Here is a 23986-nt window from a genome sequence, read left to right as displayed (position 1 = left end):
GGAGTCCCTTCGAGCCTCGCGCGTGTCCCGTCGAGCTTCATGCGAGCCCCCTGGAGGCGAGGAATTCGGCGGTGTTGAGGAAGGCGCGGCGGCCTTCGGGGGTGGCGTCCCAGAGGGGGTCGCCGGGCTCGGTCGGTCCGGCGCGCCAGGCGAGCACCTCCAGGGGGGTGCTGACGTAGTCGGGGCGCGGGTCGGCGGGGTGCGGGACGTTCGCGATCAGGACCGTCACGTCCTGCTCGGCGCGGAGGGTGACGGCGGCGCCGGGGCCGGCCGAGCCGGTGAAGTCGAGGGTGCCGTCCTCGCGGATCCGCACGCCCTGGAAGAAGGAGAGGGAGGGCGGCAGGTTACGGGGGTCGAGGCCGTTCTTCGCCGCCGCCAGCTTGAAGAGCTCGCGGCCGGCGGGGGAGGGGCTCTGGGGGGTGCCGTCGCCGTAGCGCTCGGTGTTGCGGGCCAGGGTGGAGGTGCCGCACAGGGTGTCGTGGCGGCCGGAGGTGTCGGCGATGACGCTCGCGAGGACGCGGCCCTGGTCGGACAGGAGGAGCTGGTCCTCGCCGAGGTAGGCGTTCCACTGGACCTTGACCGTGTCGGCGACGTTGAGACGCTCCCAGGGGCGGCCCTCCGCGTACAGCAGGAAGTGGGCGCAGGCGTCTCCGCGGAGGTCGGTGAGGCGGAGCTCGGTGCCGCGGGCGAGGACGCGGTGCGTGTAGTTGCCTCCCGCGACGGTCTCCGCCCACACGAGGGGGCCGACCCCGGCCGGCGGGTCCGGCCAGTCGCCGGCCGGGACGACGGGCATGGCCTCGGCGCGGGTGCCGTCCTGTGCGCGGGCGTGGTCTCGGGCTCCGTAGGTGGTCTCTGTGGCCATGGGGGACCTCCGGCTCCGGGTGATTTCTGTCGCTTGACAGAAATTAGGGGTGGGGAGGGTCGGGGGGGTTGCTCGGGTGTTGCCGGTTGGTTACCGGGGGCTCACGGGGGTGGGGCGGGGTCGGGTGTGCTCATGAGGGCTGGCGGCTGCGGGGGAGGCTCGACTTGCCGGCGGCGGTGTGGGTGTCGGGGCTGCGGGGCGTTGGTAGCGGCGTGGCTTGTTGGCTGCGTGCTGCGGGCCCGGGTGTGTCGCAGCCACCCGTGCAACGTCACGCGTCAGGGGATGGATCTCCGAAGTGGCCATCCCTCTGGGGGCAGGGCGCTGGCGGCTCCCGGTCCGTGCCAGGGGCGGAGTCCCAAGCCGACCCGGACCTGCACGCAGGTCGCTCGGAGAGCCTCGCGCCCCCGTGTGCGAGGATCGAACGCATGGGTACGACAGGTGGGGCGGCGGAGTCGGGGCGGCGGGTCGGGAGGCCGCGGGCTGCCCGGCGGCCGGACAGCGGACTCGCGCCGCGCGATGAACTCCTCGTCGCCGCCGCCGAGTTGTTCACCACCCTCGGGTACGCCGCCACCAGCACCCGCGCCGTCGCGGAGCGTGCGGGCATGCGGCAGGCGTCCATGTACCACTACGTCTCCGGCAAGGAGGAGCTCCTCGCCGAGCTCCTGGAGTCCACGGTCACGCCCTCGCTGACGTACGCCCGCGAACTGCTAGCCGACGACACGGTCCCGCCCGAACGCCGGCTGTGGGAGCTGTGCCGCGCGGACGTCGAGGTGCTGTGCGGAGGGCCGTACAACCTCGGCGGTCTCTATCTGCTGCCGGAGGTGCGCACCGAGCGGTTCGCCGGCTTCCACGCCGTGCGCGCCGAACTCAAGGACACCTACCGGCAGTTGATCGCCGCGACGGACGCGGGCGGTGCCCTCGCGAAGGGCGAGCTCGATCTCCGTACGGATTTGTTGTTCGGTCTGATCGAGGGCGTGATCCTCGTCCACCGCTCCGATCCCGAGCGTCCGGTGTCCGTCTTCGCGGAAGCCACCGCGGACGCCGCGTTGCGGATCGCCGGGGTCTGATCCGGAGGGGCCGCCCCGGGGTCGTAGGGCCGCCTAGGGCTGTTCTTCACCCGCCACGGTGAGCGGGTTTCGTACGCCCGTCCGTGATGACTCACCGTGTGCGAACGATGCCTGAGCGTGTAAATGGACCGAGGGTACTCCAGTCGCGATGTCCGTTTCAGGCGCTTGCTGAATATGACACGGCGATGATCCGGTCGGACTAAGCTCGCCCGCAGCGCACCGAGTTGATGTGTATTCGTGCGCTTGTTCCCTATATGTACGACTCCCCGTCGATACGTCTCAGAGGGCCCACATGGTGAGTGTTCAGTCCCCCCCAGGACGGCGTGAACTGCCGTATGCGCGCGTGCTGTTGCTCCCCGCCATAGTCATGGCCGCGGCGACCGGGGCCGCCGTCGCGGCAGTGCAGGAGCCCGCGAGGGTCGCCGTCGGGTTGTGCGGTGCCGTTGCCACGTTGCTGGTGATCGCGGTGGGAGCCGAGGCAGTACGGCGGGGCCGTGTCCTGCGGGACGTCCGCGTCGAACACACTCGGCACACCGCCCATCTGGAGCGGCGGATCGCCGCCCACGAAGAGGACATGAACCGCCTCGCCGAGGAGATCGCCCCTGCGGCACTGCACTGGATGCGCCGCGGGAATTCGCCCGGAGAGGTGATTCGTCGACTCGGTGACATCGACCCGGCGTGGAGCAATCTGCCCGACGCACAGCAGCGGTTGCTCAAGACGGTGCTCGACATCGTCGACACCGAGGAGGTCATGCGCGACGCCGCACAGCGCTCCTTCGTGAACATCGCCCGCCGCGTCCAGGCCATCGTGCACCAACAGGCCAACGAACTGCGGGAGATGGAGGAGGACCACGGCCGCAACCCCGAGGTCTTCGACGACCTCCTGCGCATCGACCACGGCACCGCGCTGATCGGCCGGCTCGCCGACTCCATCTCCGTCCTTGGCGGCGGCCGCCCCGGCCGCCAGTGGCCCGAGCCTGTCGCGCTCTACAGCGTGCTGCGCGGTGCCATGTCCCGGATCCTGGAGTACCGGCGCATCGACCTGACCTCGATCGCCAAGGTCAACGTCAAGGGCACCGCAGTGGAGCCCGTGATCCACGCGGCGGCCGAACTCCTCGACAACGCCACGCGCTACTCCCCGCCGCAGAGCAAGGTCCACGTCACCGCCACCGAGGTGCAGACCGGCGTCTGCATCGAGATCGAGGACGCCGGCGTCAGCCTCAGTGAGGAAGCCCGGCTGCGGGCCGAGGGCATGCTGGAGCGCGCCAAGGCCGGCGTCGACCTCCAGGACCTGGGCGAGTCGCCGCGTCTCGGCCTCGCGGTCGTCGGCCGGCTCTGCGCGGCGTACGACATGCAGGTCTCCCTTCGCGCCTCGGCGTACGGCGGTGTCCGCGCGATCCTCGTCGTGCCCAGCGACATGCTCACCGACGAGCCCGGCGTCGGTCTCGCCCACGGCATCGGGGCCACCGCCGTGCCCAAGGCCGAACTCGGCGCCCTGCCAGGCCCCAAGCGCACCATCAAGAAACGCCGCCCCACCAGCCCCAAGTTCACGACCCCGGTGTCCATGGAGGACGAGGTCCCCGAGGTCACCGAGTGGACGGCGAACGGGCTGCCGCAGCGCCGCAGCAAGGTCAAGACCCCGCTCGCCCAGCGCTACGCAGAGCAGGCCGAGATCGAACGAGCCGAGCGGGAAGGCCGCCCGACCGTCTGGTCGACGGCCCGTCGCGAGCCCGAGCCCGAGAAAAAGCCGGACGACACTCCGCCGGGCCTGTGGGTCCAGGCGTTCATGGACGGCCTCAAGCGCCCCACCGCTTCCACAGCCAGTCAGCCGACCGACGAACCGGCCCGAACCGAGGCCGAAGACGAGGGGAACCTCAAGTGATCCAGCAGCGAGGCAACTTCGACTGGATGCTCCAGGACCTCGCCAAAGGCGTACCGGGCATCCAGATGATCGTGGTGCTCTCCGCCGACGGCCTGCGCATCGCCCGGCACGGCGGCGACCCGGACACCGCCGACCGCGTCGCCGCGGCCTGCGCGGGCTTGCAGAGCCTGGCGGGCGCCGTCGCCGGCGAGATCCCCGGCAGCGACGGCAAGATGAAGATGGTCCTGATCGAGATCCACGGCGGCTACTTCTACCTGATGGCCGCGGGCCCCAACGCCTATCTCGCGGTGCTCTCCGACATCATCACCGAGCCCGGTCACATGAGCGCCCGCATGAGCGACCTGGTCGTCCGTATCGGCGCGCACCTCACCAGTCCGCCCCGGCGCAACGGGCAGACCGTATGACTCCTCCGCAACGCCGACGGCGATTCCCCAAACCCGGCCCGGAACAGCCCCCTGCGCCTTCGCAGCGGGAGGGCCAGGACCCTCCCGAGGCACCGAAGAAGAACCCCGAGCGGCTGTACGTCATCACCGGCCCCGACGGGGCCGAGCGCTCGGAACTCGACCTGGTCACCTTAATCGTGGCGCACGCCGACCCACCGCCCTCCGCCACGCCCGAGCAGGCGGCGCTGCTCAGGCTCTGCACGGCCCCGCTGTCCGTGGCCGAGCTGTCCGCCTATCTCAGCCTGCCGTTCAGCGTGGTGACCGTCCTGCTCACCGAGCTGCTGGCGGCCGAACTGGTGACGGCGCGCGCCCCTGTGATCCGCCAGGCGCTGGCCGACCGTTCCCTCCTCGAAGCGGTGATGCATGGACTTCAAAGGCTCTGACACGATTCCCGGTCCACGAACAGAGGACCACCTCCCGAAGACCGCACAGGCCGCGGTGAAGATCGTCATCGTGGGTGGCTTCGGCGTCGGCAAGACGACCATGGTCGGCTCCGTCAGTGAGATCAAACCGCTGACCACCGAAGAGACCATGACCCAGGCCGGCGTGGGGGTCGACGACAACTACGGCTCCGAGTCCAAGACGGCCACCACCGTGGCGATGGACTTCGGTCGCATCAGCATCACCGAACAGCTGGTGCTCTACCTGTTCGGCACCCCGGGCCAGGAGCGCTTCTGGTTCCTGTGGAACGGCCTCTTCGAAGGCGCACTCGGCGCGGTGGTGCTCGTGGACACCCGCCGTCTCGAAGTCAGCTTCGACGTCATGGGCCGCCTGGAGGAACGCGGCGTCCCCTTCGTCGTCGCCGTCAACACCTTCCCGGACGGCCCCCGTTACGACATCGCGGAACTGCGCACCGCGCTCGACCTGAGCGAGGACATCCCGATCGTCGAGTGCGACGCGCGGCGCAGGGCTTCCAGCCGGGACGTGCTGATGACGTTGCTGCGGTTCCTGCACTCGCTGACGACGCAGAAGGCGCCGGCGTGAGCCGGACACCGTCGCCCCACGACCCAACTTCCCGTACAGCAGATCTACTTCAGTTCCGGAGCGATCATCGTGACGTCTGAATCCCTTTACCCGTCCGGCACGGACCACGCCATGTCCGCCCCGCCTCCCGGCTGCCCCGCCCATGGCATCGGGCCCGGCGGGCTGCGTCGGTTGTACGGGCCCGATGCGGAGGATCTCGGAGCGGTGTACGAAGAGCTGCGCGACCGGTACGGCACCGTGGCTCCTGCGCTGCTGCACGACGACGTGCCGATCTGGGTCGTGCTCGGCCATGGCGAGAACATGCACATGGTGCGCACACCATCGCAGTTCTGCCGGGACACCCGGCAATGGAGCGCTCTGCAGGACGGCACCATCAAGCCCGACCATCCGCTCATGCCGCACATCGCGTGGCAGCCCATCTGCTGCCACGCCGAGGGCGACGAGCATCTGCGGCTGCGCGGCGCGGTCACCGGCGCCATGTCGACCATCGACCACCGGGGCATCCGCCGCTACGCGAACCGCGCGACCCAGCTGCTCGTCAACAAGTTCTGTGAGGACGGCAGAGCAGACCTGGTCAGCCAGTTCGCCGAGCACCTGCCGATGGCGGTGATGTGCGAGATCCTGGGCATGCCCGAGGAGTACGGCGAACGCATCGTGCAGGCCGCCCGCGACATGCTCAAGGGCACCGAGACCGCCATCGCCAGCAACGCATACATCATGGACGCCCTGACCCGGCTCACCGTCCGCCGCCGAGCCGAGCCCAAGGAAGACTTCACCAGCCACCTGATCAACCATCCGGCGCGGCTCACCGACGAGGAGATCAGCCAGCATCTGCGGGTCGTCCTGATCGCCGCGTACGAGACCACCGCCAACCTCCTCGCCAACGTACTGCGCGTGGTGCTCACCGACCCGCGGTTCCGTGCTCAGCTCAACGGCGGTCAGATGACGGTGCCCGAGGCGGTCGAGCAGTCCCTGTGGGACGAGCCTCCGTTCAGCACGATCCTCCCCTACATCGCCAAGCAGGACACCGAACTGGGCGGTCAGCGGATCCGTACCGGCGACGCCCTTCTCTTCGGTATCGCGCCGGGCAATGTCGACCCGCGCGTCCGTCCCGACCTCAAGGCCAACATGCAGGGCAACCGCTCCCACCTGGCCTTCGGCGGCGGCCCCCATGAATGCCCGGGACAGGACATCGGCCGTGCCATCGCCGACGTGGGCGTCGACGCTCTGCTGACGCGTCTCCCCGACGTTCAACTCGCCTGTGCGGAGGAGGAGCTGAGCTGGCGGTCCTTCATCCTGAACCGGCATCTGGTGGACCTGCCGGTGAAGTTCGAGCCGAAGCCTCAGCAGGACACACAGCAGCCCTCTCTCAACCCGATGCCGCTGCAGCGTTCCGCCAACTGGCAGGTCGGCACCGTACGGACGGAGTCGGCCGCACCACAGCCCACCACTCCGGAACCCGTCCCCGATGCGTCGGTGGCGGCGTCCCAGCCGGTCGACCGACCGAGCCTGCTCCGACGCTTCCTGCGCTGGTGGCGAGGGGAGTGACCGGAACGGACTCCGCACTCACGCGGCCCACGCGTCGTACGAGGACCAGGATTGCAGCACCCGTGGGCTGACGAACCGGTGTTCGCGCCCCGTGACCGGATCGGTGAACTCCAGTACCTGCGCCAGCAGTTGGAGCGGGCGTCGGAAGTCACCCGCGGCCACGGGGTCGGTCACCACCGGGTAGAGGGGATCACCGAGGATCGGCACCCCCAAGGTGCTCATGTGCACTCTCAGCTGATGCGTCTGCCCAGTACGCGGTGTCAACCGATACCGGGCGAGCTCACCTCGGTGCTCCAACAACTCGACGGTGCTGACGGCGTTGGTCTCACCCTCGACCTCGCGGGCTGTCGGCACCCCGCGTTCCTTGAGGATCCGGCTGCGTACCGTGCGCGGCAGTTCCAGTGCCGGGTCGTAGGGGGCGACAGCCTCGTAGACCTTCGTGACCCGCTTGTCCCGGAACAGTGCCTGGTACGCGCCGCGCTCCTCGGGCCGTACGACGAACAGCACGAGCCCGGCCGTCAGCCGGTCCAGCCGGTGGGCCGCGCCCAGAGCCGGCACCCCCAGGTCGCGCCGCAGACGTGCCAGGGCGGTCTCGGCGATGTGGCTGCCGCGCGGGGTGGTGGCGAGGAAATGCGGCTTGTCGGCCACCACCACGTGGTCGTCGCGGTACATGACGTCGATCGGGAAGGGCACCCGCTCCTCGTCGGGCAGTTCCCGGTGGAACCACACGAACATCCCCGGTACGTACGCAGCGTCCGCGGACACCGGACGCCCGGTGGCGTCCACGATCCCACCCGCGGCGAACATGTCGTCGATCAAGCCGGCTCCGGCCGCCAGCCGTGCCACGAGATGATCCCGTACGGTCGCGCAGACCTCTCCGGTCGGCAGCTTCAAACGCACCGCATCCACTCCGTCACGCTGCGGCAGGGGAGAAGGCGGGGGTGGTGTACGGCGTCTCATCACGAGCAAGGGTAAGAGGTCCGCACCGGGAAGCGGCGCCGTGCGGGGCGCAGTGCCTCCGTGTTCGACGCCCCCGTGCTCCGGCTCAGCGCCACAGGCTCCGGCGCGGGGGCGCGTTCGGCAGTGCACGAGTTCGACTGGCCGGGCGGCGCGATTGCGTGATCACCTACGCGCTCCTGTGCGCCCCCACGCGATCGCTTGTACCCGTGTGACCGGCTTGCGTCTACTGGGAGTCGTCCGCAACTCCATGGCCTCGCAACATCCTTAGTCCTGATGCCGTAGACCTCGTGGGAGTCGCCATGGTCACCGCTCAGCCGTCAGTCTCCGCCCGTGGTCTCGAACGCCCTCGCACGACGCGCAGAGGCCTGGGGTCGCGACCGGTTCATGACGGTGCAGCCTGTTCGCTCGGTGATCCGGCACTCGCCCGAGGTGGCCGACCCGACCAGCGGCGCCCCTGCTTGCCACGGTCCGGGCGGGCGCATATGCCGTCGTGACGGATCGGGTGGCGCACACTTCCGGTCAGAACCGAACTGCGATGTGATGAAAGGGCGTACGACCGGAGCAAGCGCGTTCAGATCGCGCCATCACGGAAGGGGGAGTCTGTGCCGTCGCGCGCCGTGATCACTGCCGCACACGCCCTCTCGGTGCTCGCTCGCGAGTGAGCACCGACAGCGCGGACGGAAACACCCCTGCACAAGCCCGTGAGGACCGCTTGTCCATCCACTCCGGCGCTACAGACATGGAGGACTCAGTGCTCGCCACGATTCCGACGTATGCGGACCCCACACCCCCTGCCGTAAGCCCGTACGCCCAGCGGATCGAGGAATACGTCCGCACGCTCGGATGGAGCCTTGGGCTGACAGAGACGGAGGACGGTCGGGCGCGGTTGGAGGCAGGTTACGGGAACTTCGTCGCCTGGACCTATCCGGAAGCCTCGTTTCGTGACCTCTGCCTCTGCGCGGAATGGCTTTTCTTCACGTTCATACTGGACGACCTGCACACGCTGAAGGTCTATGACGAACCGGAAGCGTGGATGCCCGTCCACCGTCGCCTGATGGACATCATCAACACCGGAGAGGACCCCGCCCCTCCACGAGAGCGGACCCCTTTCACCAAGGCGCTCACAAACCTGTCCGTCCGTACGCGCGAAAGGCTCTCACCCGGTCTCCGCACCCGACTGAACCGACACCTTGACCTGTTCTTCCAAGGGTTTGCCGAGGAGTCCGAGAACCGGTTGCGTGGCACACCCCCGGGTATCGACAGTTTCACCCATACCAGGCGTTTGTCCGTGGGCATGGAGTTCGGGTTCGACCTGGTCGAGCTGAGTCAGGGCGTGGAGGTGCCGCAGGACATCTACGAGATGGGCCTGTTCCGGGAGATCGTCGAAGCAGCGAGCGATGTGGTCGCCTGGCAGAACGACCTGCACTCACTTCACCTCGACCAGCAGCGCGGTGACTTCCACAACGTTGTCATCGTCATGCAACACGCCGATGGAATGTCGCTCCAGGACGCCATCGACTCGACGGTCGCCAAGGTACAAGGCCGAGTGGCCGACTTCCTGGCGGCCGAGGAGAAGCTCGTGCCCTTCCTGGAAGCCCGTGGCCTGGCACGTGCCGACTGCGAGGACATCCTGAAGGTCACCGCCGGAATGCGGCAGTGGACCAACGGATGTCTGCACTGGTACCAGAACACCACTCGCTATGCGATCCCCACCGCTCCGGGCGAACTGGACCAGCAGCACGACCATCTCCAGGTGCTGCTCCCGAGGCTCGATCATGTTCCCCGGCAGAGTTGCCGTTGAGTAATCGGTTCGCCGGCCCGGCCACATCCTGGATCGACAAGAAGGGGAACCTAGCGCTATGGCAACGAACCATGGAGGCATCACTCGCGCGCCCGGGGGTCTGCCGATCATCGGGCATCTGTTTCCGTTGCTCCGCGATCCGCTGCGTTTCCTGAACACCCTGCCCGCCCACGGCGATCTGGTGCAGATAAAACTCGGTCCGCAGACGGCCGTCGTGGTCTGCCGTCCTGAACTCGTTCAGGAGGTTCTGCTGAACGACCGAATATACGACAAGGGCGGGCCGATCATAGAACGGGTCGGTAACGCTCTCGGGGACGGCATCGCCTCCTGTCCGCACAGTGCTCACCGAAGGCAGCGGCGCAGCCTTCAGCCGGCCTTTTCGCGCACCTGTCTGCGCGAGTACGCCGGCATCATGACCGACCGGATCGACGCGCTCGCCACGGGGTGGAGTGACGGTGAGACCATCGAGGTGGGCACGCAGATGTATGCCCTCGCGAGCGACACCATCGCCCGGACGTTGTTCAAAGCCGAAGCCGCGGCACCCGCGGTGGACGCCGTGACCACCAGCCTTCCGGACATCTTCCGGGGCATCTATCAGCAGGCCGTCCTCCCACCCCTGTTGCGGAGTCTGCCGCTTGCACCGAACAAGCGCTACGAACGGGCCCGCAACCGGGCATGGGCCGCGGTCAGTAAGACCATCAGCCTGTATCGCCAAGGTGGTGAGGCCCACGGCGATGTGCTGTCGATGCTTCTCAGGACACGAGACGACGAGGGAGCGCCCCTCGACGACCGCGAGATCCACGCTCAGATCATGACCCTGCTCGTCGCGGGCATCGACACCACGGCAGTGGCTCTCACCTGGGCAGTCCACCTGCTGTGCCAACACCCGGACGTACAGGAGCGATTGCGCGCCGAGACGGCCGAGGTCCTCGGTGCCCGAACGGCAACCTGGGAGGATCTGCCCCGGCTGGACATGGCACGGAGGGTCATCACCGAGACGCTGCGCCTGTACCCCCCTGGGTGGATCTTCACGCGGACAACCACCACCGAAGCCCGGCTGGCGGACGCGGTGGTGCCGTCCGGTACCACCCTTGTCTACAGCCCGTATCTCCTGCACCACGACGCACGGTTCAACCCGCGGCCCGACAGTTTCGATCCCGACCGCTGGCTCCCGGAGCGGGAACAGGTCCGCGGTGCGCTCATCCCGTTCGGGGGAGGGGCGCGCAAGTGCATCGGCGACAACTATGCGATGACCCTGGCGACACTGGCCCTGGCCACCATCGTGACCCGCTGGCGGCTCTCGCACGGTGACAGCCGGGTGCCCTCCGTCGAACCCCGTATGACCCTGTCACCTCGTAGGGTCGAGGTCCGGGTCGAGAGCCTGGAGAGCGAGCACGTGACACAGAGCATGCGGCCTTAAAGGCCACCGACACGGTGACGTGAGCGTGGGCGCGACGGGAGTCTGCTCCGTCGTGCCCACGCCGGTCGTCGCGCTTACCCAACTGGTGTCGCCTTACGGAACGGGTGTGGGCGGAGACGCGGCAAGCGTGGAGTCCGTCGCGCTGCGCCCACGGCGAGCGCCCCGCACGCGGTACAGAGCCCCCAGACCCATCGTGATCAGCAAGAACAGCACCGTGAACCACTGGAAGTACCAGTGGCCGCCCGCCGGGTCGTACACCGCTGCCCTTGGCCAGGCCAGGTTGACGGTCATGAGGAGGCCGTAGAGGAGGGCCAGGGCGTTGACCGGGATGCCCCAGCGGCCCAGGGAGAAGAGGCGGGCGCCTGTTTCGTCCTGGCCTGACGAGCTGAAACCGCCCCGGATGCGGCGGAGCAGCAAGGGGCCCGTGACCATCGCGTACGCCAGGTACAGCATCACGATGCAGGTCGTGCCGATCGCGAGGAACGCCTCGGGGGAGGCGAAGTTGAGGAGGAGCAGGGCGGCGGCGAGCGCGCCGACCACCAGGGCGGGGGCCGTGGGCATGCCCGTGCGGGGGTTGACCCGGGCGAGGCGGGCCGCGAAGGGCAGTTGGCCGTCGCGGGCCATGGAGAAGAGCATCCGGCAGGCCGCCGTCTGGATGGCCAGGGTCGCCACGGCGATCGCCACCACCACGTCGGCCAGCAGGAGTTTGCCCACCCCGTCGCCGAGGCTGCTCGTCAGGACGTAGCTGAGGCCGTCGACCCCCAGGTGGCCGTCCGTGAGGCTGGGCGCGGCCAGGAGTCCTCCGAGGACGATCAGACCGCCCAGCAGACCCGCCGCGCCCAGGGCGGTGAGGATCGTGCGCGGTGCCGTGCGGCGGGGGTTGCGGGTCTCCTCGCTCATCTCGCCCGCGCTGTCGAAACCGATCATCACGTACGCCGCCGTGAACGAACCGACGAGCAGAGCGCCGAACAGGCCGTTCTGCGCGGCGCCCTCGGTGTGGAAGGTGATGCTCGGGGTGCGCTCGGAGTGGGTCAGCAGCAGGACCACGATCAGCACCGCGCCGATGATCTCGGCGGTCACGCCGATCCGGTTGATCAGGGACATCACGCGGTTGTCCACGACGTTCACGAGGGTCGTCAGGACGAGGAGGAGTACGCCCAGGACCGCCGCGTTCGCCGCCCCGTCCGCCGAGGTCGGCGACGGGTCGGTGCCGACCAGCTGGAAGCCGGACCAGATCGCCGGCAGCACCATCTGCAGGGCCAGCGCGGCCGCCGCGACGACCACGATCTGCCCGATCACCATGATCCAGCCGGCGAACCAGCCGAAGGTGGGGGTCGAGAGGCGGGTCGACCACTGGTAGATCGCGCCCGAGATGGGGTAGCGGGCCGCGAGTTCCGCGAAGCAGGCCGCGACCATCAGTTGGCCGATCAGTACCGCAGGCCAGGCCCAGAAGAAGACCGGGCCGCCGAAGGCGTACCCGAAGGCGAAGAACTGGAAGACGGTCGTCAGGACCGAGATGAAGGAGAACCCCGCGGCGAAGGACGCGTACCGGCCCAGGCTGCGGTGCAGCTCCTGGCGGTAGCCGAACTCGGCGAGGGAGCGGTCGTCGGAGGAGGGAGAGGGGGAGTGCGGTGGATCGGGTCGGACGTCGGAGGGACTGGTCGTCGTCACGGCGGCACCTGCCTTCGGCGGGCGAATTCCTGTCGGGCGACAGAAATTAGGTAGGCGCTGTTTCGGGTGCGTGACGCGGCCGTGTCGGAAGTGGGCCCAAGTCCTCACGGCCCTGGGGGAGGTGCTCGAACAGGGGCGCTGAGTCCGTCGGAGCGATGCGGTGAGTCCGGCGGTGGCGATCCGGTGCGTCCGGCGCCGGGGGGAGGGGGGTGATCCGGTGCCGGGGGGAGAAGGGTGATCCGGTGCCGGGGGAGGAGGGTGATCCGGTGCGTTCAGCGGAGGCGATCCGGCGAGTCCGTGACCGGCGCCGGGTACCTGCCGCGCGCCCCCGGACACGGCGAAGCGGCGGCACCCCGAAGGTGCCGCCGCCTGGGAGGTCGTAGCTCCGACGAAACCGGCGGGCAGTGCGCCGCGCGCCGCAGGAGCCGTATGCCTAAGCCGCCGGTGTCCTGCTCTCCTGCTCCGACTCGATGCGGGCGTTCCACTCCCGCTTGGAGGCCTGCCAGCCGTCCTCGTTGTGGCCCAGGCGCCAGTAGCCGGAGATCGAGAGGTCCTCGCGCGGGATCTCGCGCTCGACCCGCAGGAGGTGCCGCAGCTGCTTCACGAAGTGCGCCTCGCCGTGCACGAACGCGCACAGCCGGCCCTCCGGGAACTCCAGGGCGCGCACGGCCTCCACCAGCAGCTCGCCGACCGGCCGGTCGCCGCGGTGCAGCCAGACGACCTCCACGTCGGAGTCGATCTTCTGCTCCTCCTCGGGGCCGGCCACCTCGATGAAGGCGTGCGCGCGGGCGCCGTCGGGCAGCGACTCCAGGGACCGGGCGATCGCCGGCAGCGCGCTCTCGTCCCCCACGAGCAGATGCCAGTCGGCGTCCCGGTTCGGGGCGTAGGCGCCGCCCGGGCCCATGAAGCGCACGGTCTCGCCGGGCTGGACACGCACCGCCCAGGGTCCGGCGAGGCCCTCGTCGCCGTGGATCACGAAGTCCAGGGTGAGCTCGCGGTGTTCGGCGTCCCAGTGGCGCACGGTGTAGGTGCGGGTCACGGGCCACTGCTCGCGCGGGAACTCCTCGCGGATGCGCTCCATGTCGAAGGGCTCGGGGTAGGTGACACCTTCGGCCGCGAAAAGGATCTTGACGTAGTGGTCGGTGCAGGTGTCCGCCGCGAACTCGGCGAGTCCGTCGCCGCCGAGCACCACGCGCTGCATGTGCGGGGTGAGGCGTTCGGTGCGGACAACCTGCGCGGAGTGAGGTTTCCGCGGCTTGCGTCCCGGTCCTTCTGCCATGGCGGCCTCCCAGTCCATATGCTTAGGCTTACCTAAGTTAGCATCAACCCCCCTGGCGATGGCGCACCACTCGTGGAAAGCGCGAGCAATATTTACGCGCCCAACGTCCCCACCAGCCGCTGCAACGACCCGCCCAACCCCCACCGGGTCGCCAACGCGTCCAGCATCTCCGGATCGCGCGGCGCGTGCGGCAGCGCGGTCTCGACCCGCGGCAGCGGGACGTCACCGGCCACCCGCACGACCTTCGGTGCCACGGCGACGTACGGCCGCGACTCGTCCAGCCGCTTGCGCTGCGACGGCGTGAGCTTCGCCTTCGGGTCCTCGACCGCGGCCATGATCCCCGCCAGGTCCCCGAACTCGGCGAGCAGCTTGGCCGCCGTCTTCTCGCCGATCCCGGGCACGCCCGGCAGGCCGTCGCTCGGATCGCCGCGCAGCAGCGCCAGATCCGCGTACCCACGGCCGTCGACGCCATACTTCTCGCGCAGCCACGCCTCGTCGGTCAGCTGGAGCGTGCCGACGCCCTTGAGGGGGTAGAGGACGCGCACCTCTCGCTCGTCGTCCACCAGCTGGTACAGGTCGCGGTCGCCGGTGACGATGTCCACCGGGCCCTTCGCCTGCGCCGTGAACGTGCCGATCACATCGTCCGCCTCGTACCCGGGCACGCCCACGCGCGCGATGCCGAGCGCGTCCAGGACGGCCTCGATGATCGGGACCTGCGGCGAGAGCGTGTCCGGCACCTCCTCCTCGTCCGGCCCGACCTCGTGCTCCTCGGCGACGCGGTGCGCCTTGTAGGACGGGATCAGGTCCACCCGCCACTGCGGGCGCCAGTCGGCGTCCATGCAGGCCACCAGCGCGTCGGGGTGGTGGTCCTTGACCAGGCGGTCGATGAATTCGAGGAGGCCGCGCACGGCGTTCACCGGCGTGCCGTCCGGCGCCTTCACCGACTCCGGTACGCCGAAGTAGGCACGGAAGTAGAGCGAGGCGGTGTCGAGGAGCATCAGTCGTCCGGTCACGCCTCGCATCATGCCGTACGGCACCGACAGCGGCCGCCGCCGCGTAACTCGTCCGGCGGGTGCGCGCCGCCGGGGGCATGTGTGCGTCCTGTGAACCAGGACACCGCTGTGTTTGGCCGAAAGGCTTATGGGCAGGCGCCGCCTCGGAGCGAGGCAGGTTGCACTTTCAACTGTTCGCGGCCCTTCGTCTCCCACCCAGTGGTCCCGAGACAAGAGGTACGCGTGTCATCAAGGCTTGAGGCAGAGCAGCTGTACAAGGTGTTCGGAAGACGGCCCGAGGAGGCCGTCGAGCGGCTCCGTGAGGGTGCCGACCGGGAGGGGCTGCGGGCCGAAGGCACCACCGCCGCGGTCATCGACGCCTCCTTCACCGTGGACCCGGGCCAGATCTTCGTCGTGATGGGCCTGTCCGGCTCCGGCAAGTCCACGCTGCTGCGCATGCTCAACGGCCTCCTGGAACCGACTGCGGGCCACGTCCGCTTCGACGGCCAGGACCTGACCGCGCTCACCGACCGCGAACTGCGCGCCGTACGCGCCCAGAAGATCAGCATGGTCTTCCAGCACTTCGCGCTCTTCCCGCACCGCAGCGTCCTGGAGAACGCCGCCTACGGCCTCGCCGTCCAGGGCGTCGCCAAGGCCGAGCGCATCGAACGGGCCACCGAGGCGCTGGAGCTGTGCGGGCTCAAGGGCTGGGAGAAGTCCTGGCCCGACGAGCTGTCCGGCGGTATGCAGCAGCGCGTGGGTCTCGCCCGCGCCCTCGCCACCGACGCCGACCTGCTCCTGATGGACGAGTCCTTCAGCGCCCTCGACCCGCTGATCCGCCGGGACATGCAGGACCAGCTGCTCCAGCTCCAGAAGACCCTGAAGAAGACCATCGTCTTCATCACCCACGACCTCAACGAGGCGATGCGGCTCGGTGACCGCATCGCCGTCATGCGCGACGGCCGGATCGTCCAGACCGGCACCGCGGAGGACATCCTGGTGCGGCCCGCCGACGACTACGTGGCCTCGTTCACCAAGGACGTCGACCGCTCCCGTGTGCTGACCGCGGCCGCGGTCATGGACACCGACCTCCACGGCGTGGACGCCGACTGCGGCTGCGCGGACGGCTGCGAGACCGCGACGCCCGACACGCCGTTCACCGAACTCTGCGCGATCAGCGCGCGCTCGACGCACCCGGTGGCCGTCCTCGACGACGAGCACCGGCTCGTCGGGATCGTGCCGCAGCAGCGGCTCGTGGGCTTCCTCGGCGAAGCGGAGGCCGCCCATGCCTAGGATCCCGCTCGGCGACTGGGTCAACGACACCGTCGACTGGCTGCTCGACCACGTGTCCTGGCTCTTCGACTTCTTCAAGACCGTCTTCACCGGCACCTACGACGGTATCGACGCCGTCCTCCAGGCGCCCCAGCCCCTGCTCCTCGCGGGCATCTTCGCCGTGATCGCCTTCTGGCTGCGCGGCACCCTCGCGGGCCTCCTCACCTTCGCGGGATTCGCCTTCATCGACTCCCTCGACCTGTGGGAGGACGCGATGACGACCCTCTCGCTGGTCCTCGTCGCCACGATCATCGCGCTGGTCATCGCCGTGCCCGTGGGCATCTGGGCGGCCCGCTCCGACCGGGTCAGCGGACTCGTCCGCCCGGTCCTGGACTTCATGCAGACGCTGCCCGCGATGATCTACCTCATCCCGGCGATCCTGTTCTTCGGCACCGGCGCCTCAGCGGGCATCGTCGCCACCCTGATCTTCGCCCTCGCCCCCGGCGTGCGCATGACCGAGCTGGGCATCCGGCAGGTCGACAAGGAGCTCGTCGAGGCCGCCGAGGCCTTCGGCACCACCCCGCGCGACACCCTCCTGCGCGTCCAGCTGCCGCTCGCCCTGCCCACCGTCATGGCCGGCGTCAACCAGGTCATCATGCTCGGCCTGTCCATGGCCGCGATCGCCGGCATGGTCGGCACCGGCGGCCTCGGCGGCGACGTCAACGAGGCCATCGGCCAGCTCAACGTGGGTCTCGGCTCCGAGGCCGGTGTCGCCATCGTGATCCTCGCGATCTACCTCGACCGCATGACCAGCGCGCTCGGCACCCACGTCTCCCCGCTGGGCCGCCGCGCCGCCGCCAAGGCCCGCGCGAGCCAGGGGCTCCGGATCTGGTCCTACCGCCCCCGTCCCCAGATCGCCGTGGTCGCCGTCGTCGTCCTCGCCCTCGTGGCCGGCGGCATGGGGGTCCTCGGCGGCACCTCCGGCGAGGCCACGGCCGTCTCCGGCGGCAAGGACGTCGGCCAGGGCAAGAAGATCAGCATCGGCTACGTCCCCTGGGACGACGGTGTCGCCTCCACCTTCCTCTGGAAGGAGATCCTGGAGGAGCGCGGCTACCAGGTCGACGCCAAGCAGTTCGACGCTGGGCCGCTCTACACCTCCGTCGCCTCCGGCAACGTCGACTTCATGACGGGCGCCTGGCTGCCCACCACCCATGAGCAGTACTGGAAGAAGTACGGCAAGCAGCTCGACGACCTCGGCGCCTGGTACGACAAGACGTCTCTGGAGCTGACCGTCCCGTCGTACATGAAGGACGTCAACTCGCTCGCCGACCTCAAGGGCAAGGCCGCGCGGTTCGGCGGGAAGATCACCGGCATCGAGTCCAGCGCCGGCGAGATGGCCCTGCTCAAGAGCAAGGTCCTCAAGGCGTACGGCCTCGACAAGGAGTACGAGGTCGTCGACAGCTCCACGCCCGCCATGCTGGCCGAGCTGAAGCGGGCGTACGCCCAGGAGGACCCGATCGTCGTCACGCTCTGGTCGCCGCACTGGGCGTACAACGACTACGACCTGAAGAAGCTCAAGGACCCCAAGGGCGCCTGGGGCGCGGGCGACGGCATCCACACGGTGGCCCGCAAGGGCTTCGCCGACGACGACCCGGTCGTCGGTCAGTGGCTGAGGAACTTCAAGCTGGACGAGAAGCAGCTCACCGGCCTGGAGGCCGAGATCAACAAGGCCGGCAAGGGCAGGCAGCAGGACGCCGTCCGCACCTGGCTGAAGCGGAACCCCGGCCTGGCCGACAAGCTTGCCCCGGTCCAGAAGACGGCGGCGGAGACCAAGCGCCCGGTGAACGTGGCCTGGTTCCCCTGGGACGAGGACATCGCCGTCACCTACCTGTGGAAGAACGTCCTGGAGAAGCGCGGCTACGAGCTGAACCTCAAGCAGATGGACGTCGGCCCGGTCTACACCGGCCTCGCCGCCGGCGACCTGGACCTCAACTTCGACGCCTGGCTGCCGTACGCGCAGAAGAACTACTGGGACCAGAGCAAGGACAGACTCAAGGACCTCGGCACCTGGTACCAGCCGACGTCCCTGGAGGTCGCCGTGCCCTCGTACGTCAAGGGCGTGAAGTCCTACGAGGACCTCAAGGGCAAGGCCGACCTCTTCGACGGGAAGATCATCGGGATCGAGCCGGGCACCGGCGAGATGAACCTCCTCAAGACCAAGGTCCTGCCCGGCTACGGCCTCGACAAGGAATACGACGTCGTCGACGGCTCCACGCCCGCGATGCTGGCGGAGCTCAAGCGCGCCTACGCCAGGAAGCAGCCCGTCGCCGTCGTGCTGTGGTCCCCGCACTGGGCGTACAGCCAGTACGACCTGACCAAGCTGAAGGACGACAAGAAGCTCTTCGGCGAGGGCAACACGATCCGGACCATCTCCCACGAGGACTTCCCCTCGCGCTATCCGCAGCTCACCAAGTGGATCAAGGGCTTCCATATGACCGAGGCCGAGCTCGGCAGTCTGGAGGCCGAGATCAACCAGCGCGGCCAGGGTCACGAGGAGCAGGCGGTCGCCGCCTGGCTCCAGGAGCACCCGGAGATGGTCGGGCGGATGACGCCGTCATGACGGCTCCGTGAGCACGGTAAGGATCCGGCCAACCACATAGAGCTACGCCATCGCCCGAACTCTGGTGCCGACTAGGGGACTTGAGGGGCCGACGGCGGGTGCGTGACCGAAACCCGGCCCCCTGGGAACAATCCAGGGGGCCGTTCGGCTGGCGTGAAGTGTGAGGTACGGTCGCACGCCGTATGACATCGATGTGACGGCCGCATGAAACGGTTTGCCGAACATGCGTAGGGTGCAGACAACTCATCAGGGGACGTGTCCGAGGACCGACGAGCGGAGGAGGGAGCCGGAGCCATGGGCGACCACAAAGAACAGCCCCTTCGGGTCGGCGCCGCCGTGCGCCGCAGGCGCCGCGCGCTGGAACTCACCCTCGCCGTCGTGGCCGAGCGCAGCGGCCTTTCGGTGCCCTTCCTGAGCCAGATCGAGAACGAACGCGCCCGGCCCAGCCGCAGCTCCCTGGAGAAGGTCGCCGACGCCCTGCGCACCACGGCCGTCGAGCTCCTCGCCGCCGCCGACCCGGCGTGCAGTGTCGACGTCGTGCACGCCGAGGGTCCCGAGCCGGACTGCCTGCCCCGGATGCGCTCCCTGGTGCGCGGCCACCACCAGATGCACGCCCAGGAGTTCACCGGCGACCATGACGCCGGACGCGAGTTCCAGTACCGCAACGACCAGTTGATGTACGTCGCCGACGGCGCGGTGGACGTCGAGGCGGAGGGACGCGCGTACCGCCTCGGCCGCGGCGACACCCTCTACCTCACCGGTGGGGTACGGCACCGCTGGCGGGCGACCGTGGCGGACACCCGGGTGGTGGTCGTCGCCGTCGCCGAGCACATCGAGGCGGTCCAGGACCGGCCGCGCCAGTGAGAGTCGTCTCCCTGGTCCCCTCGCTCACCGAGGCGATCGCCCGCTCGGCCCCCGGCGCCCTGGTCGGCGCCACCGACTGGTGCACCCACCCGGCCGACCTCGACGTCACCCGGGTCGGCGGCACCAAGAACCCGAAGCTGGAGCGGATCGTCTTCCTCGCCCCCGATCTCGTGATCGCCAACGAGGAGGAGAACCGCGAGCCGGACCTCGCCGCGCTGCGCGAGGCGGGCCTGGAGGTCCTGGTCACGGAGGTGCGGGACGTACCGCAGGCCTTCCGGGAACTGACGAGGGTCGTCGAGGCGTGCGGAGTGTCCGTACGGCCGCGCTGGCTGGACGAGGCCGAGGAGGCGTGGTCGACGCTCGCGCCCCCGCAACCCCGGCTGACGGCGGTCGTGCCGATCTGGCGGCGGCCCTGGATGGTGCTGGGCCGGGACACCTTCGCCGGCGACGTCCTGTCCCGCCTGGGCGTGGACCACCTGTACACCGGCCACGCGGACCGCTATCCGAAGGTGCCGCTGGAGGAGCTGCGGGCGGCGGCCCCGGACGTGGTCGTCCTGCCCGACGAGCCCTACCGCTTCACGCCCGACGACGGCCCGGAGGCCTTCCCCGGGCTGCCCTGCGCGCTCGTCAGCGGACGGCACCTGACGTGGTACGGGCCGTCGCTGGCCGAAGCACCACGGGCGCTGGGCGAGGCCCTGCGAGCAGCGCTCCGCTGAGCAGGCCCCGCGCGGTGTGCAGGGCGGCCGTGCCCCAGGCGGCGACGAGGACGCCGTACAGCCCGACGGCCAGCCAGTCGTAGACGGCGAGTCCGGTGTGCCGGGCGAGCGCCTCGGCGCCCGTGACGCAGGTGCCCACCGGGAAGGTGAAGGCCCACCAGGTCATCGAGAACCGCATCCCGAGCCGTTGTGCCCGGATGACGTGCGCGGTGGCGAGCCCGAGCCACAGCAGCGCGAAACCCATGACGGGGACGCCGTACAGGACCGCGAGGGCGCTGAAGCCCTGGCTGTACGGGGCCGGTACGACCCCGGGGGCCACGTCCGCGAACTTGCCGACGGCGGTGGTCGACTGGCCGAGCGGACCGAGGACCAGGAAGAGCGTCGGGGTGAGCGCGAGCGGGAGCGGACCGCCCGTGACGATCCGGGCGAAGACGAGCGGCAGCATGAGCAGGGTCGCGAGAAGGCTGAGCCCGAACATCGCGAAGCAGGCCAGCAGCAGGGTCTCGCGCGGCTGCCCGGCCGGCAGGTGCGGCACGAGGAGCGGCCCGAGCGCGGCGGACACCATGGGCGCGACGACGGGCAGCAGCCACACGGGCGTGGCCTCGTGCGGCCGCACCTTGTGCCGTACGGCCATGAGGTACGGCACGACGAGAGCGGCCGCGAGCCCCACGACCGTACCGGCGGTGAACAGCACGGCGTCGAGCGCGACCGCGGCCGTCGTCCCGATCCAGTACCGGCCGACCGTGAGAGCGCCGCCGCCGACGGCGAGCAGGGCCATCGCGAGGCAGCCGTAGAAGGGGGCCGTGGCGGGGTCGAGGAGGTGGGCGCGGGCCTGGTCGGCGTGGTGGCGCCAGTGCAGGGCGCGGGCGCCGAGGAGGGCGAGCAGCAGGGCGAGGGACAGCAGCCAGACGGCGGCGCAGACCGTGCGCAGGCCGGGGAGGTGCACGGGGAGCGCGGCGCCGGCGCCGGCGACGATCGCGGTGCCCATGACGGAGGCGTACCAGTTCGGCCCGAGGTGACGGACGGCGGTGACCATGGCTCCACGGTGCCGCCGGAGAAGGGCCGCTACCAGGGAGTATGGCTCTATGAGGGCATAAGCTGTCCTTATGAGCGGTGACGATGGGCTTCGGCCGGCGGTGGGCGGGATGCTGGCGCACCGGGTACCTGATCTCGGCGCGCTGGAGCTGCTGCTGGCCGTGGCGCGGCTGGGGAGTCTCGGCGGTGCGGCGCGGGAGCTCGGCATCACACAGCCGGCGGCCAGCAGCCGGATCCGCTCGATGGAACGGCAGCTCGGAGTCGCCCTGGTCGACCGCTCGCCCCGGGGGTCCCGGCTCACGGACGCGGGCGCGCTGGTGACGGACTGGGCGCGACGGATCGTGGAGGCCGCGGAGGCCTTCGACGCCGGGGCGCAGGCGCTGCGGGTCCGCCGGGACTCCCGGCTGCGGGTGGCGGCGAGCATGACGATCGCGGAGTACCTGCTGCCGGGGTGGCTCCTCGCCCTGCGCGCGGGGCGTCCCGACACGGCGGTGTCGCTGCACGCGGGCAACTCGGCGACGGTGGCGGAGCGGTTGCTGTCGGACGAGGCGGACCTCGGCTTCGTGGAGGGCCTGACGGTCCCCTCCGGTCTGGACTCGGTGGTGATAGCCCACGACCACCTGATCGTGGTGACGGCCCCGAAACACGCGTGGGCCCGCCGCCGACGCCCCCTGGAAGCCGCCGAGCTGGCCGCGACGCCGCTGATCCTGAGGGAGAAGGGCTCGGGGACCCGGCAGGTCCTGGACGCGGCACTGGGAGGCCTGGCCCGCCCGCTCATCGAGCTCTCCTCCACCACGGCCGTGAAGGCGGCGGCGGTCAGCGGGGCGGGCCCTGCGGTGCTGAGCGAACTGGCGGTGGGGGAGGAGCTGGCGCTGCGACGGCTGGTCGCGGTCCCCGTGAAGGGCGTCTCGCTGGCCCGTGACCTGCGAGCCGTCTGGCCCACGGGCCACCGCCCGGTGGGCCCGGCGAGGGACCTGCTGTCGCTGACGCGGGTCTAGGACCGGGCGGCCGCCGACACCAGCGCCTGCATCACCCGCAGGTCCCCGCCCATCTCCGGGTGCCACTGGACCCCCAACACCCAGGGTGAGCCGGGGAGTTCGACGGCCTCCACGGTGCCGTCCGCCGCGTGGGCCGACGCCAGGAGGTCCTTGCCGAGGCGGTCCACCGCCTGGTGGTGGTACGTCGGTACGGCGGTCTCCTCCGGGGCGATGGCGCCGTACAGCGTGTCCGGTACGGGCTTGACGGTGTGCCGGCCGAAGACGCCCGGTACCTCCGCGTGGCCGTCGATGTGCTGGGTGAGGGTGCCGCCGAGCGCGACGTTCAGGAGCTGCATGCCCCGGCAGATGCCGAGCAGCGGGACCTGGGCCGCCAAGGCCGCCTCGATCAGGGCCAGTTCCCAGGCGTCGCGGGCGCGGGCGGGCGGTCCCGTGCGGGGGTCGGGGGTGGCGCCGTAGTGGACCGGCTCGACGTCCGGGCCGCCCGCGATGACCAGGCCGTCCAGGCGGGCCACGGTCGCCGCCGCGTGCTCGGGGGCGTCCGGCGGCAGCATCGCGGCGAGACCGCCCGCACGCTGGACGAGCCGCGGGTACCCGGCCGGCAGCAGCGCCGCCTCCAGCTCCCACAGGCCCCAGCGCGTCCCGGCCTCCAGATAGGTGCTGACGCCGATCAGCGGTCGTACGGTCGTCACGCGGTCCTCCCAGGCTTGCAATGGCCCATGGGGATACCTTTGCGGTTCGGAGTGCTGAGAAGCAAGGTCACGCCGGGAATCCCTGCCGGGCGGCGAGGCGAGGTCACGCCGGGAATCACCGCAGGGCGGAGCGGCAAGGTCACGCCAGGAACCCGCGCAACAGAGCCGCCGTGCCCGCGCAGTGCTCCCGCATCATCTCCCGCGCCCCGTCGGCGTCCCCGTCCAGGACCGCCTCGACCAGCGCCGCGTGCTGGCGCTGGGAGTGCTCCAGGTTGCGGACCAGGAGCGGGATGCAGTCCAGGAGGTCGTTCACCGAGGCCCGCACCGCCGCGTACTGGGCGGTCAGCGTCGGTGAGCCGCACAGCTCCGCCAGGGTGAGGTGCAGCAGCGTGTCCAGCCGGCGGTAGTCGGTCAGCGGGGCCTCCTGTGTGGCCGCCAGCGCCGCCCGCAGCCGCTGCGCCTGCTCGTCCGTGAGGCCGTGCGCCGCGCACAGCCCCGCCGCACCCACCTCGAGGACCTCCCGGAAGCGCAGCACGTCCTCGATGTCCGCCTCGGCGATCCGGCGCCGCAGCTCCTCCTCGCCGACCGCGTCCGGAGTACGGGGCAGCACGAACGTGCCGCCGTACCGCCCGCGCCGCGACTCCACGAGACCCTGGTCCTGGAGCACCTTCAGCACCTCGCGCAGCGTCACCCGGCTGATCCCGAGCCGCTCCGCGAGTTCCCGCTCGGCCGGCAGCCGCTCGCCCCCCGGCACCAGCCCGAGCCGCACGACCTGGAGGATCTGCTCCAGCGCCTCCTCGAAGCCGTTGCCCGCCCTGACCGGACGCAGCACCGGCGTCAGCCGGTCGTCCGGCCCGCCGTCAGCGTCCACCGACATATGGCC

21 protein-coding genes are annotated in these 23986 nt (G+C 70.1%); 13 read left to right on the top strand and 8 right to left on the bottom strand.

Features of this window, described 5'->3' with window-relative positions:
- Positions 1–37: 37 nt before the first annotated feature.
- A complete protein-coding gene (locus AC2XR2_RS08325) occupies positions 38–862 on the bottom strand; it encodes an urea amidolyase associated protein UAAP1 (protein WP_491514684.1) in 825 nt (274 codons plus the stop codon).
- Positions 863–1287: 425 nt separating this feature from the next.
- Here AC2XR2_RS08325 and AC2XR2_RS08320 point away from each other — a divergent pair, with 425 nt between their 5' ends.
- The 6 genes from AC2XR2_RS08320 (at position 1288) to AC2XR2_RS08295 (ending at position 6786) form a co-directional block, all read left to right on the top strand.
- Positions 1288–1929 carry a TetR/AcrR family transcriptional regulator gene (locus AC2XR2_RS08320; protein WP_491514683.1) on the top strand — a complete coding sequence of 214 codons (642 nt, stop codon included), beginning with the start codon at positions 1288–1290 and terminating at the stop codon, positions 1927–1929.
- Between the two features lie 292 nt (positions 1930–2221).
- Positions 2222–3811 (top strand): sensor histidine kinase, encoded by a 1590-nt coding sequence (locus tag AC2XR2_RS08315; RefSeq protein WP_330268059.1) that lies wholly within the window; start codon positions 2222–2224, stop codon positions 3809–3811.
- Positions 3808–4215 (top strand): roadblock/LC7 domain-containing protein, encoded by a 408-nt coding sequence (locus tag AC2XR2_RS08310; RefSeq protein ID WP_007380839.1) that lies wholly within the window; start codon positions 3808–3810, stop codon positions 4213–4215. Before AC2XR2_RS08315 ends, AC2XR2_RS08310 begins: the two co-directional genes overlap by 4 nt.
- On the top strand, positions 4212–4637 hold the full coding sequence (locus tag AC2XR2_RS08305; RefSeq protein WP_491514682.1) for a DUF742 domain-containing protein: 426 nt from the start codon (positions 4212–4214) through the stop codon (positions 4635–4637). The genes AC2XR2_RS08310 and AC2XR2_RS08305 overlap by 4 nt, the downstream gene beginning before the upstream one ends.
- Positions 4618–5238 (top strand): GTP-binding protein, encoded by a 621-nt coding sequence (locus AC2XR2_RS08300; RefSeq protein ID WP_330268061.1) that lies wholly within the window; start codon positions 4618–4620, stop codon positions 5236–5238. The genes AC2XR2_RS08305 and AC2XR2_RS08300 overlap by 20 nt, the downstream gene beginning before the upstream one ends.
- Positions 5239–5307: 69 nt before the next feature.
- The gene (locus AC2XR2_RS08295; protein ID WP_491514681.1) at positions 5308–6786 is read left to right on the top strand and encodes a cytochrome P450; all 1479 of its coding nucleotides are present in this window, start codon (positions 5308–5310) and stop codon (positions 6784–6786) included.
- 18 nt (positions 6787–6804) lie between these two features.
- Here the strand turns inward: AC2XR2_RS08295 and AC2XR2_RS08290 are convergent, their stop codons facing one another.
- Positions 6805–7746, bottom strand: coding sequence for an RluA family pseudouridine synthase (locus AC2XR2_RS08290; protein ID WP_491514680.1), 942 nt, complete (start codon positions 7744–7746; stop codon positions 6805–6807).
- A gap of 751 nt (positions 7747–8497) precedes the next feature.
- Here AC2XR2_RS08290 and AC2XR2_RS08285 point away from each other — a divergent pair.
- Both AC2XR2_RS08285 and AC2XR2_RS08280 read left to right on the top strand, forming a co-directional pair.
- Positions 8498–9547, top strand: a complete 1050-nt coding sequence (locus AC2XR2_RS08285) for a terpene synthase family protein (RefSeq protein WP_491514679.1) — start codon at positions 8498–8500, stop codon at positions 9545–9547.
- Positions 9548–9605: 58 nt separating this feature from the next.
- The gene (locus AC2XR2_RS08280) at positions 9606–10967 is read left to right on the top strand and encodes a cytochrome P450 (RefSeq protein ID WP_491514678.1); all 1362 of its coding nucleotides are present in this window, start codon (positions 9606–9608) and stop codon (positions 10965–10967) included.
- A gap of 93 nt (positions 10968–11060) precedes the next feature.
- On the opposite strand, the gene AC2XR2_RS08275 is transcribed toward AC2XR2_RS08280, so the two are convergent.
- The 3 genes from AC2XR2_RS08275 to AC2XR2_RS08265 all read right to left on the bottom strand — a co-directional run bounded on the left by AC2XR2_RS08275 (position 11061) and on the right by AC2XR2_RS08265 (position 14939).
- Positions 11061–12638 carry an amino acid permease gene (locus tag AC2XR2_RS08275; RefSeq protein WP_491514677.1) on the bottom strand — a complete coding sequence of 526 codons (1578 nt, stop codon included), beginning with the start codon at positions 12636–12638 and terminating at the stop codon, positions 11061–11063.
- A 433-nt stretch (positions 12639–13071) separates the two neighbouring features.
- Complete coding sequence (locus AC2XR2_RS08270; protein WP_381301268.1) at positions 13072–13917, bottom strand: siderophore-interacting protein; 846 nt, start codon at positions 13915–13917, stop codon at positions 13072–13074.
- Between the two features lie 92 nt (positions 13918–14009).
- The gene (locus tag AC2XR2_RS08265) at positions 14010–14939 is read right to left on the bottom strand and encodes a 5'-3' exonuclease (protein WP_491518421.1); all 930 of its coding nucleotides are present in this window, start codon (positions 14937–14939) and stop codon (positions 14010–14012) included.
- A gap of 213 nt (positions 14940–15152) precedes the next feature.
- On the opposite strand from AC2XR2_RS08265, the gene AC2XR2_RS08260 reads away from it, so the two are divergent.
- The 4 genes from AC2XR2_RS08260 (at position 15153) to AC2XR2_RS08245 (ending at position 20381) form a co-directional block, all read left to right on the top strand.
- The gene (locus tag AC2XR2_RS08260) at positions 15153–16202 is read left to right on the top strand and encodes a quaternary amine ABC transporter ATP-binding protein (RefSeq protein ID WP_381301269.1); all 1050 of its coding nucleotides are present in this window, start codon (positions 15153–15155) and stop codon (positions 16200–16202) included.
- Positions 16195–18801 carry an ABC transporter permease/substrate binding protein gene (locus AC2XR2_RS08255; RefSeq protein ID WP_491514676.1) on the top strand — a complete coding sequence of 869 codons (2607 nt, stop codon included), beginning with the start codon at positions 16195–16197 and terminating at the stop codon, positions 18799–18801. Before AC2XR2_RS08260 ends, AC2XR2_RS08255 begins: the two co-directional genes overlap by 8 nt.
- A 294-nt stretch (positions 18802–19095) precedes the next feature.
- Positions 19096–19665 carry a helix-turn-helix domain-containing protein gene (locus AC2XR2_RS08250; protein ID WP_330268070.1) on the top strand — a complete coding sequence of 190 codons (570 nt, stop codon included), beginning with the start codon at positions 19096–19098 and terminating at the stop codon, positions 19663–19665.
- The gene (locus AC2XR2_RS08245) at positions 19662–20381 is read left to right on the top strand and encodes a helical backbone metal receptor (protein ID WP_491514675.1); all 720 of its coding nucleotides are present in this window, start codon (positions 19662–19664) and stop codon (positions 20379–20381) included. The genes AC2XR2_RS08250 and AC2XR2_RS08245 overlap by 4 nt, the downstream gene beginning before the upstream one ends.
- Here AC2XR2_RS08245 and AC2XR2_RS08240 read toward each other — a convergent pair.
- On the bottom strand, positions 20293–21417 hold the full coding sequence (locus tag AC2XR2_RS08240) for a TDT family transporter (protein ID WP_491514674.1): 1125 nt from the start codon (positions 21415–21417) through the stop codon (positions 20293–20295). The two genes, AC2XR2_RS08245 and AC2XR2_RS08240, sit on opposite strands and share 89 nt — an antisense overlap.
- A gap of 70 nt (positions 21418–21487) precedes the next feature.
- On the opposite strand from AC2XR2_RS08240, the gene AC2XR2_RS08235 reads away from it, so the two are divergent.
- Positions 21488–22414, top strand: coding sequence for a LysR family transcriptional regulator (locus AC2XR2_RS08235; RefSeq protein WP_449350128.1), 927 nt, complete (start codon positions 21488–21490; stop codon positions 22412–22414).
- On the opposite strand, the gene AC2XR2_RS08230 is transcribed toward AC2XR2_RS08235, so the two are convergent.
- Together AC2XR2_RS08230 and AC2XR2_RS08225 are read right to left on the bottom strand one after the other, a co-directional pair.
- A complete protein-coding gene (locus AC2XR2_RS08230) occupies positions 22411–23103 on the bottom strand; it encodes a gamma-glutamyl-gamma-aminobutyrate hydrolase family protein (RefSeq protein WP_491514673.1) in 693 nt (230 codons plus the stop codon). The genes AC2XR2_RS08235 and AC2XR2_RS08230 overlap by 4 nt on opposite strands.
- Positions 23104–23242: 139 nt before the next feature.
- Positions 23243–23980 (bottom strand): FadR/GntR family transcriptional regulator, encoded by a 738-nt coding sequence (locus AC2XR2_RS08225; RefSeq protein WP_330268075.1) that lies wholly within the window; start codon positions 23978–23980, stop codon positions 23243–23245.
- Between the last annotated feature and the right edge of the window lie 6 nt (positions 23981–23986).

The sequence above is a fragment of the Streptomyces sp. LS-MS-L19 genome, assembly GCF_058382285.1.
Note: the sequence above shows the minus strand (reverse complement) of the source record. Positions and strands in the feature narration are given on the sequence as shown.

Coding starts and splice junctions, on each gene's coding strand:
- AC2XR2_RS08325 (WP_491514684.1), bottom strand. CDS start 862: ATGGCCACAGAGACCACCTACGGAGCCCGAGACCACGCCCGCGCACAG.
- AC2XR2_RS08320 (WP_491514683.1), top strand. CDS start 1,288: ATGGGTACGACAGGTGGGGCGGCGGAGTCGGGGCGGCGGGTCGGGAGG.
- AC2XR2_RS08315 (WP_330268059.1), top strand. CDS start 2,222: ATGGTGAGTGTTCAGTCCCCCCCAGGACGGCGTGAACTGCCGTATGCG.
- AC2XR2_RS08305 (WP_491514682.1), top strand. CDS start 4,212: ATGACTCCTCCGCAACGCCGACGGCGATTCCCCAAACCCGGCCCGGAA.
- AC2XR2_RS08300 (WP_330268061.1), top strand. CDS start 4,618: ATGGACTTCAAAGGCTCTGACACGATTCCCGGTCCACGAACAGAGGAC.
- AC2XR2_RS08290 (WP_491514680.1), bottom strand. CDS start 7,746: ATGAGACGCCGTACACCACCCCCGCCTTCTCCCCTGCCGCAGCGTGAC.
- AC2XR2_RS08280 (WP_491514678.1), top strand. CDS start 9,606: ATGGCAACGAACCATGGAGGCATCACTCGCGCGCCCGGGGGTCTGCCG.
- AC2XR2_RS08270 (WP_381301268.1), bottom strand. CDS start 13,917: ATGGCAGAAGGACCGGGACGCAAGCCGCGGAAACCTCACTCCGCGCAG.
- AC2XR2_RS08265 (WP_491518421.1), bottom strand. CDS start 14,939: ATGCGAGGCGTGACCGGACGACTGATGCTCCTCGACACCGCCTCGCTC.
- AC2XR2_RS08255 (WP_491514676.1), top strand. CDS start 16,195: ATGCCTAGGATCCCGCTCGGCGACTGGGTCAACGACACCGTCGACTGG.
- AC2XR2_RS08250 (WP_330268070.1), top strand. CDS start 19,096: ATGGGCGACCACAAAGAACAGCCCCTTCGGGTCGGCGCCGCCGTGCGC.
- AC2XR2_RS08240 (WP_491514674.1), bottom strand. CDS start 21,417: ATGGTCACCGCCGTCCGTCACCTCGGGCCGAACTGGTACGCCTCCGTC.
- AC2XR2_RS08235 (WP_449350128.1), top strand. CDS start 21,488: ATGAGCGGTGACGATGGGCTTCGGCCGGCGGTGGGCGGGATGCTGGCG.
- AC2XR2_RS08225 (WP_330268075.1), bottom strand. CDS start 23,980: ATGTCGGTGGACGCTGACGGCGGGCCGGACGACCGGCTGACGCCGGTG.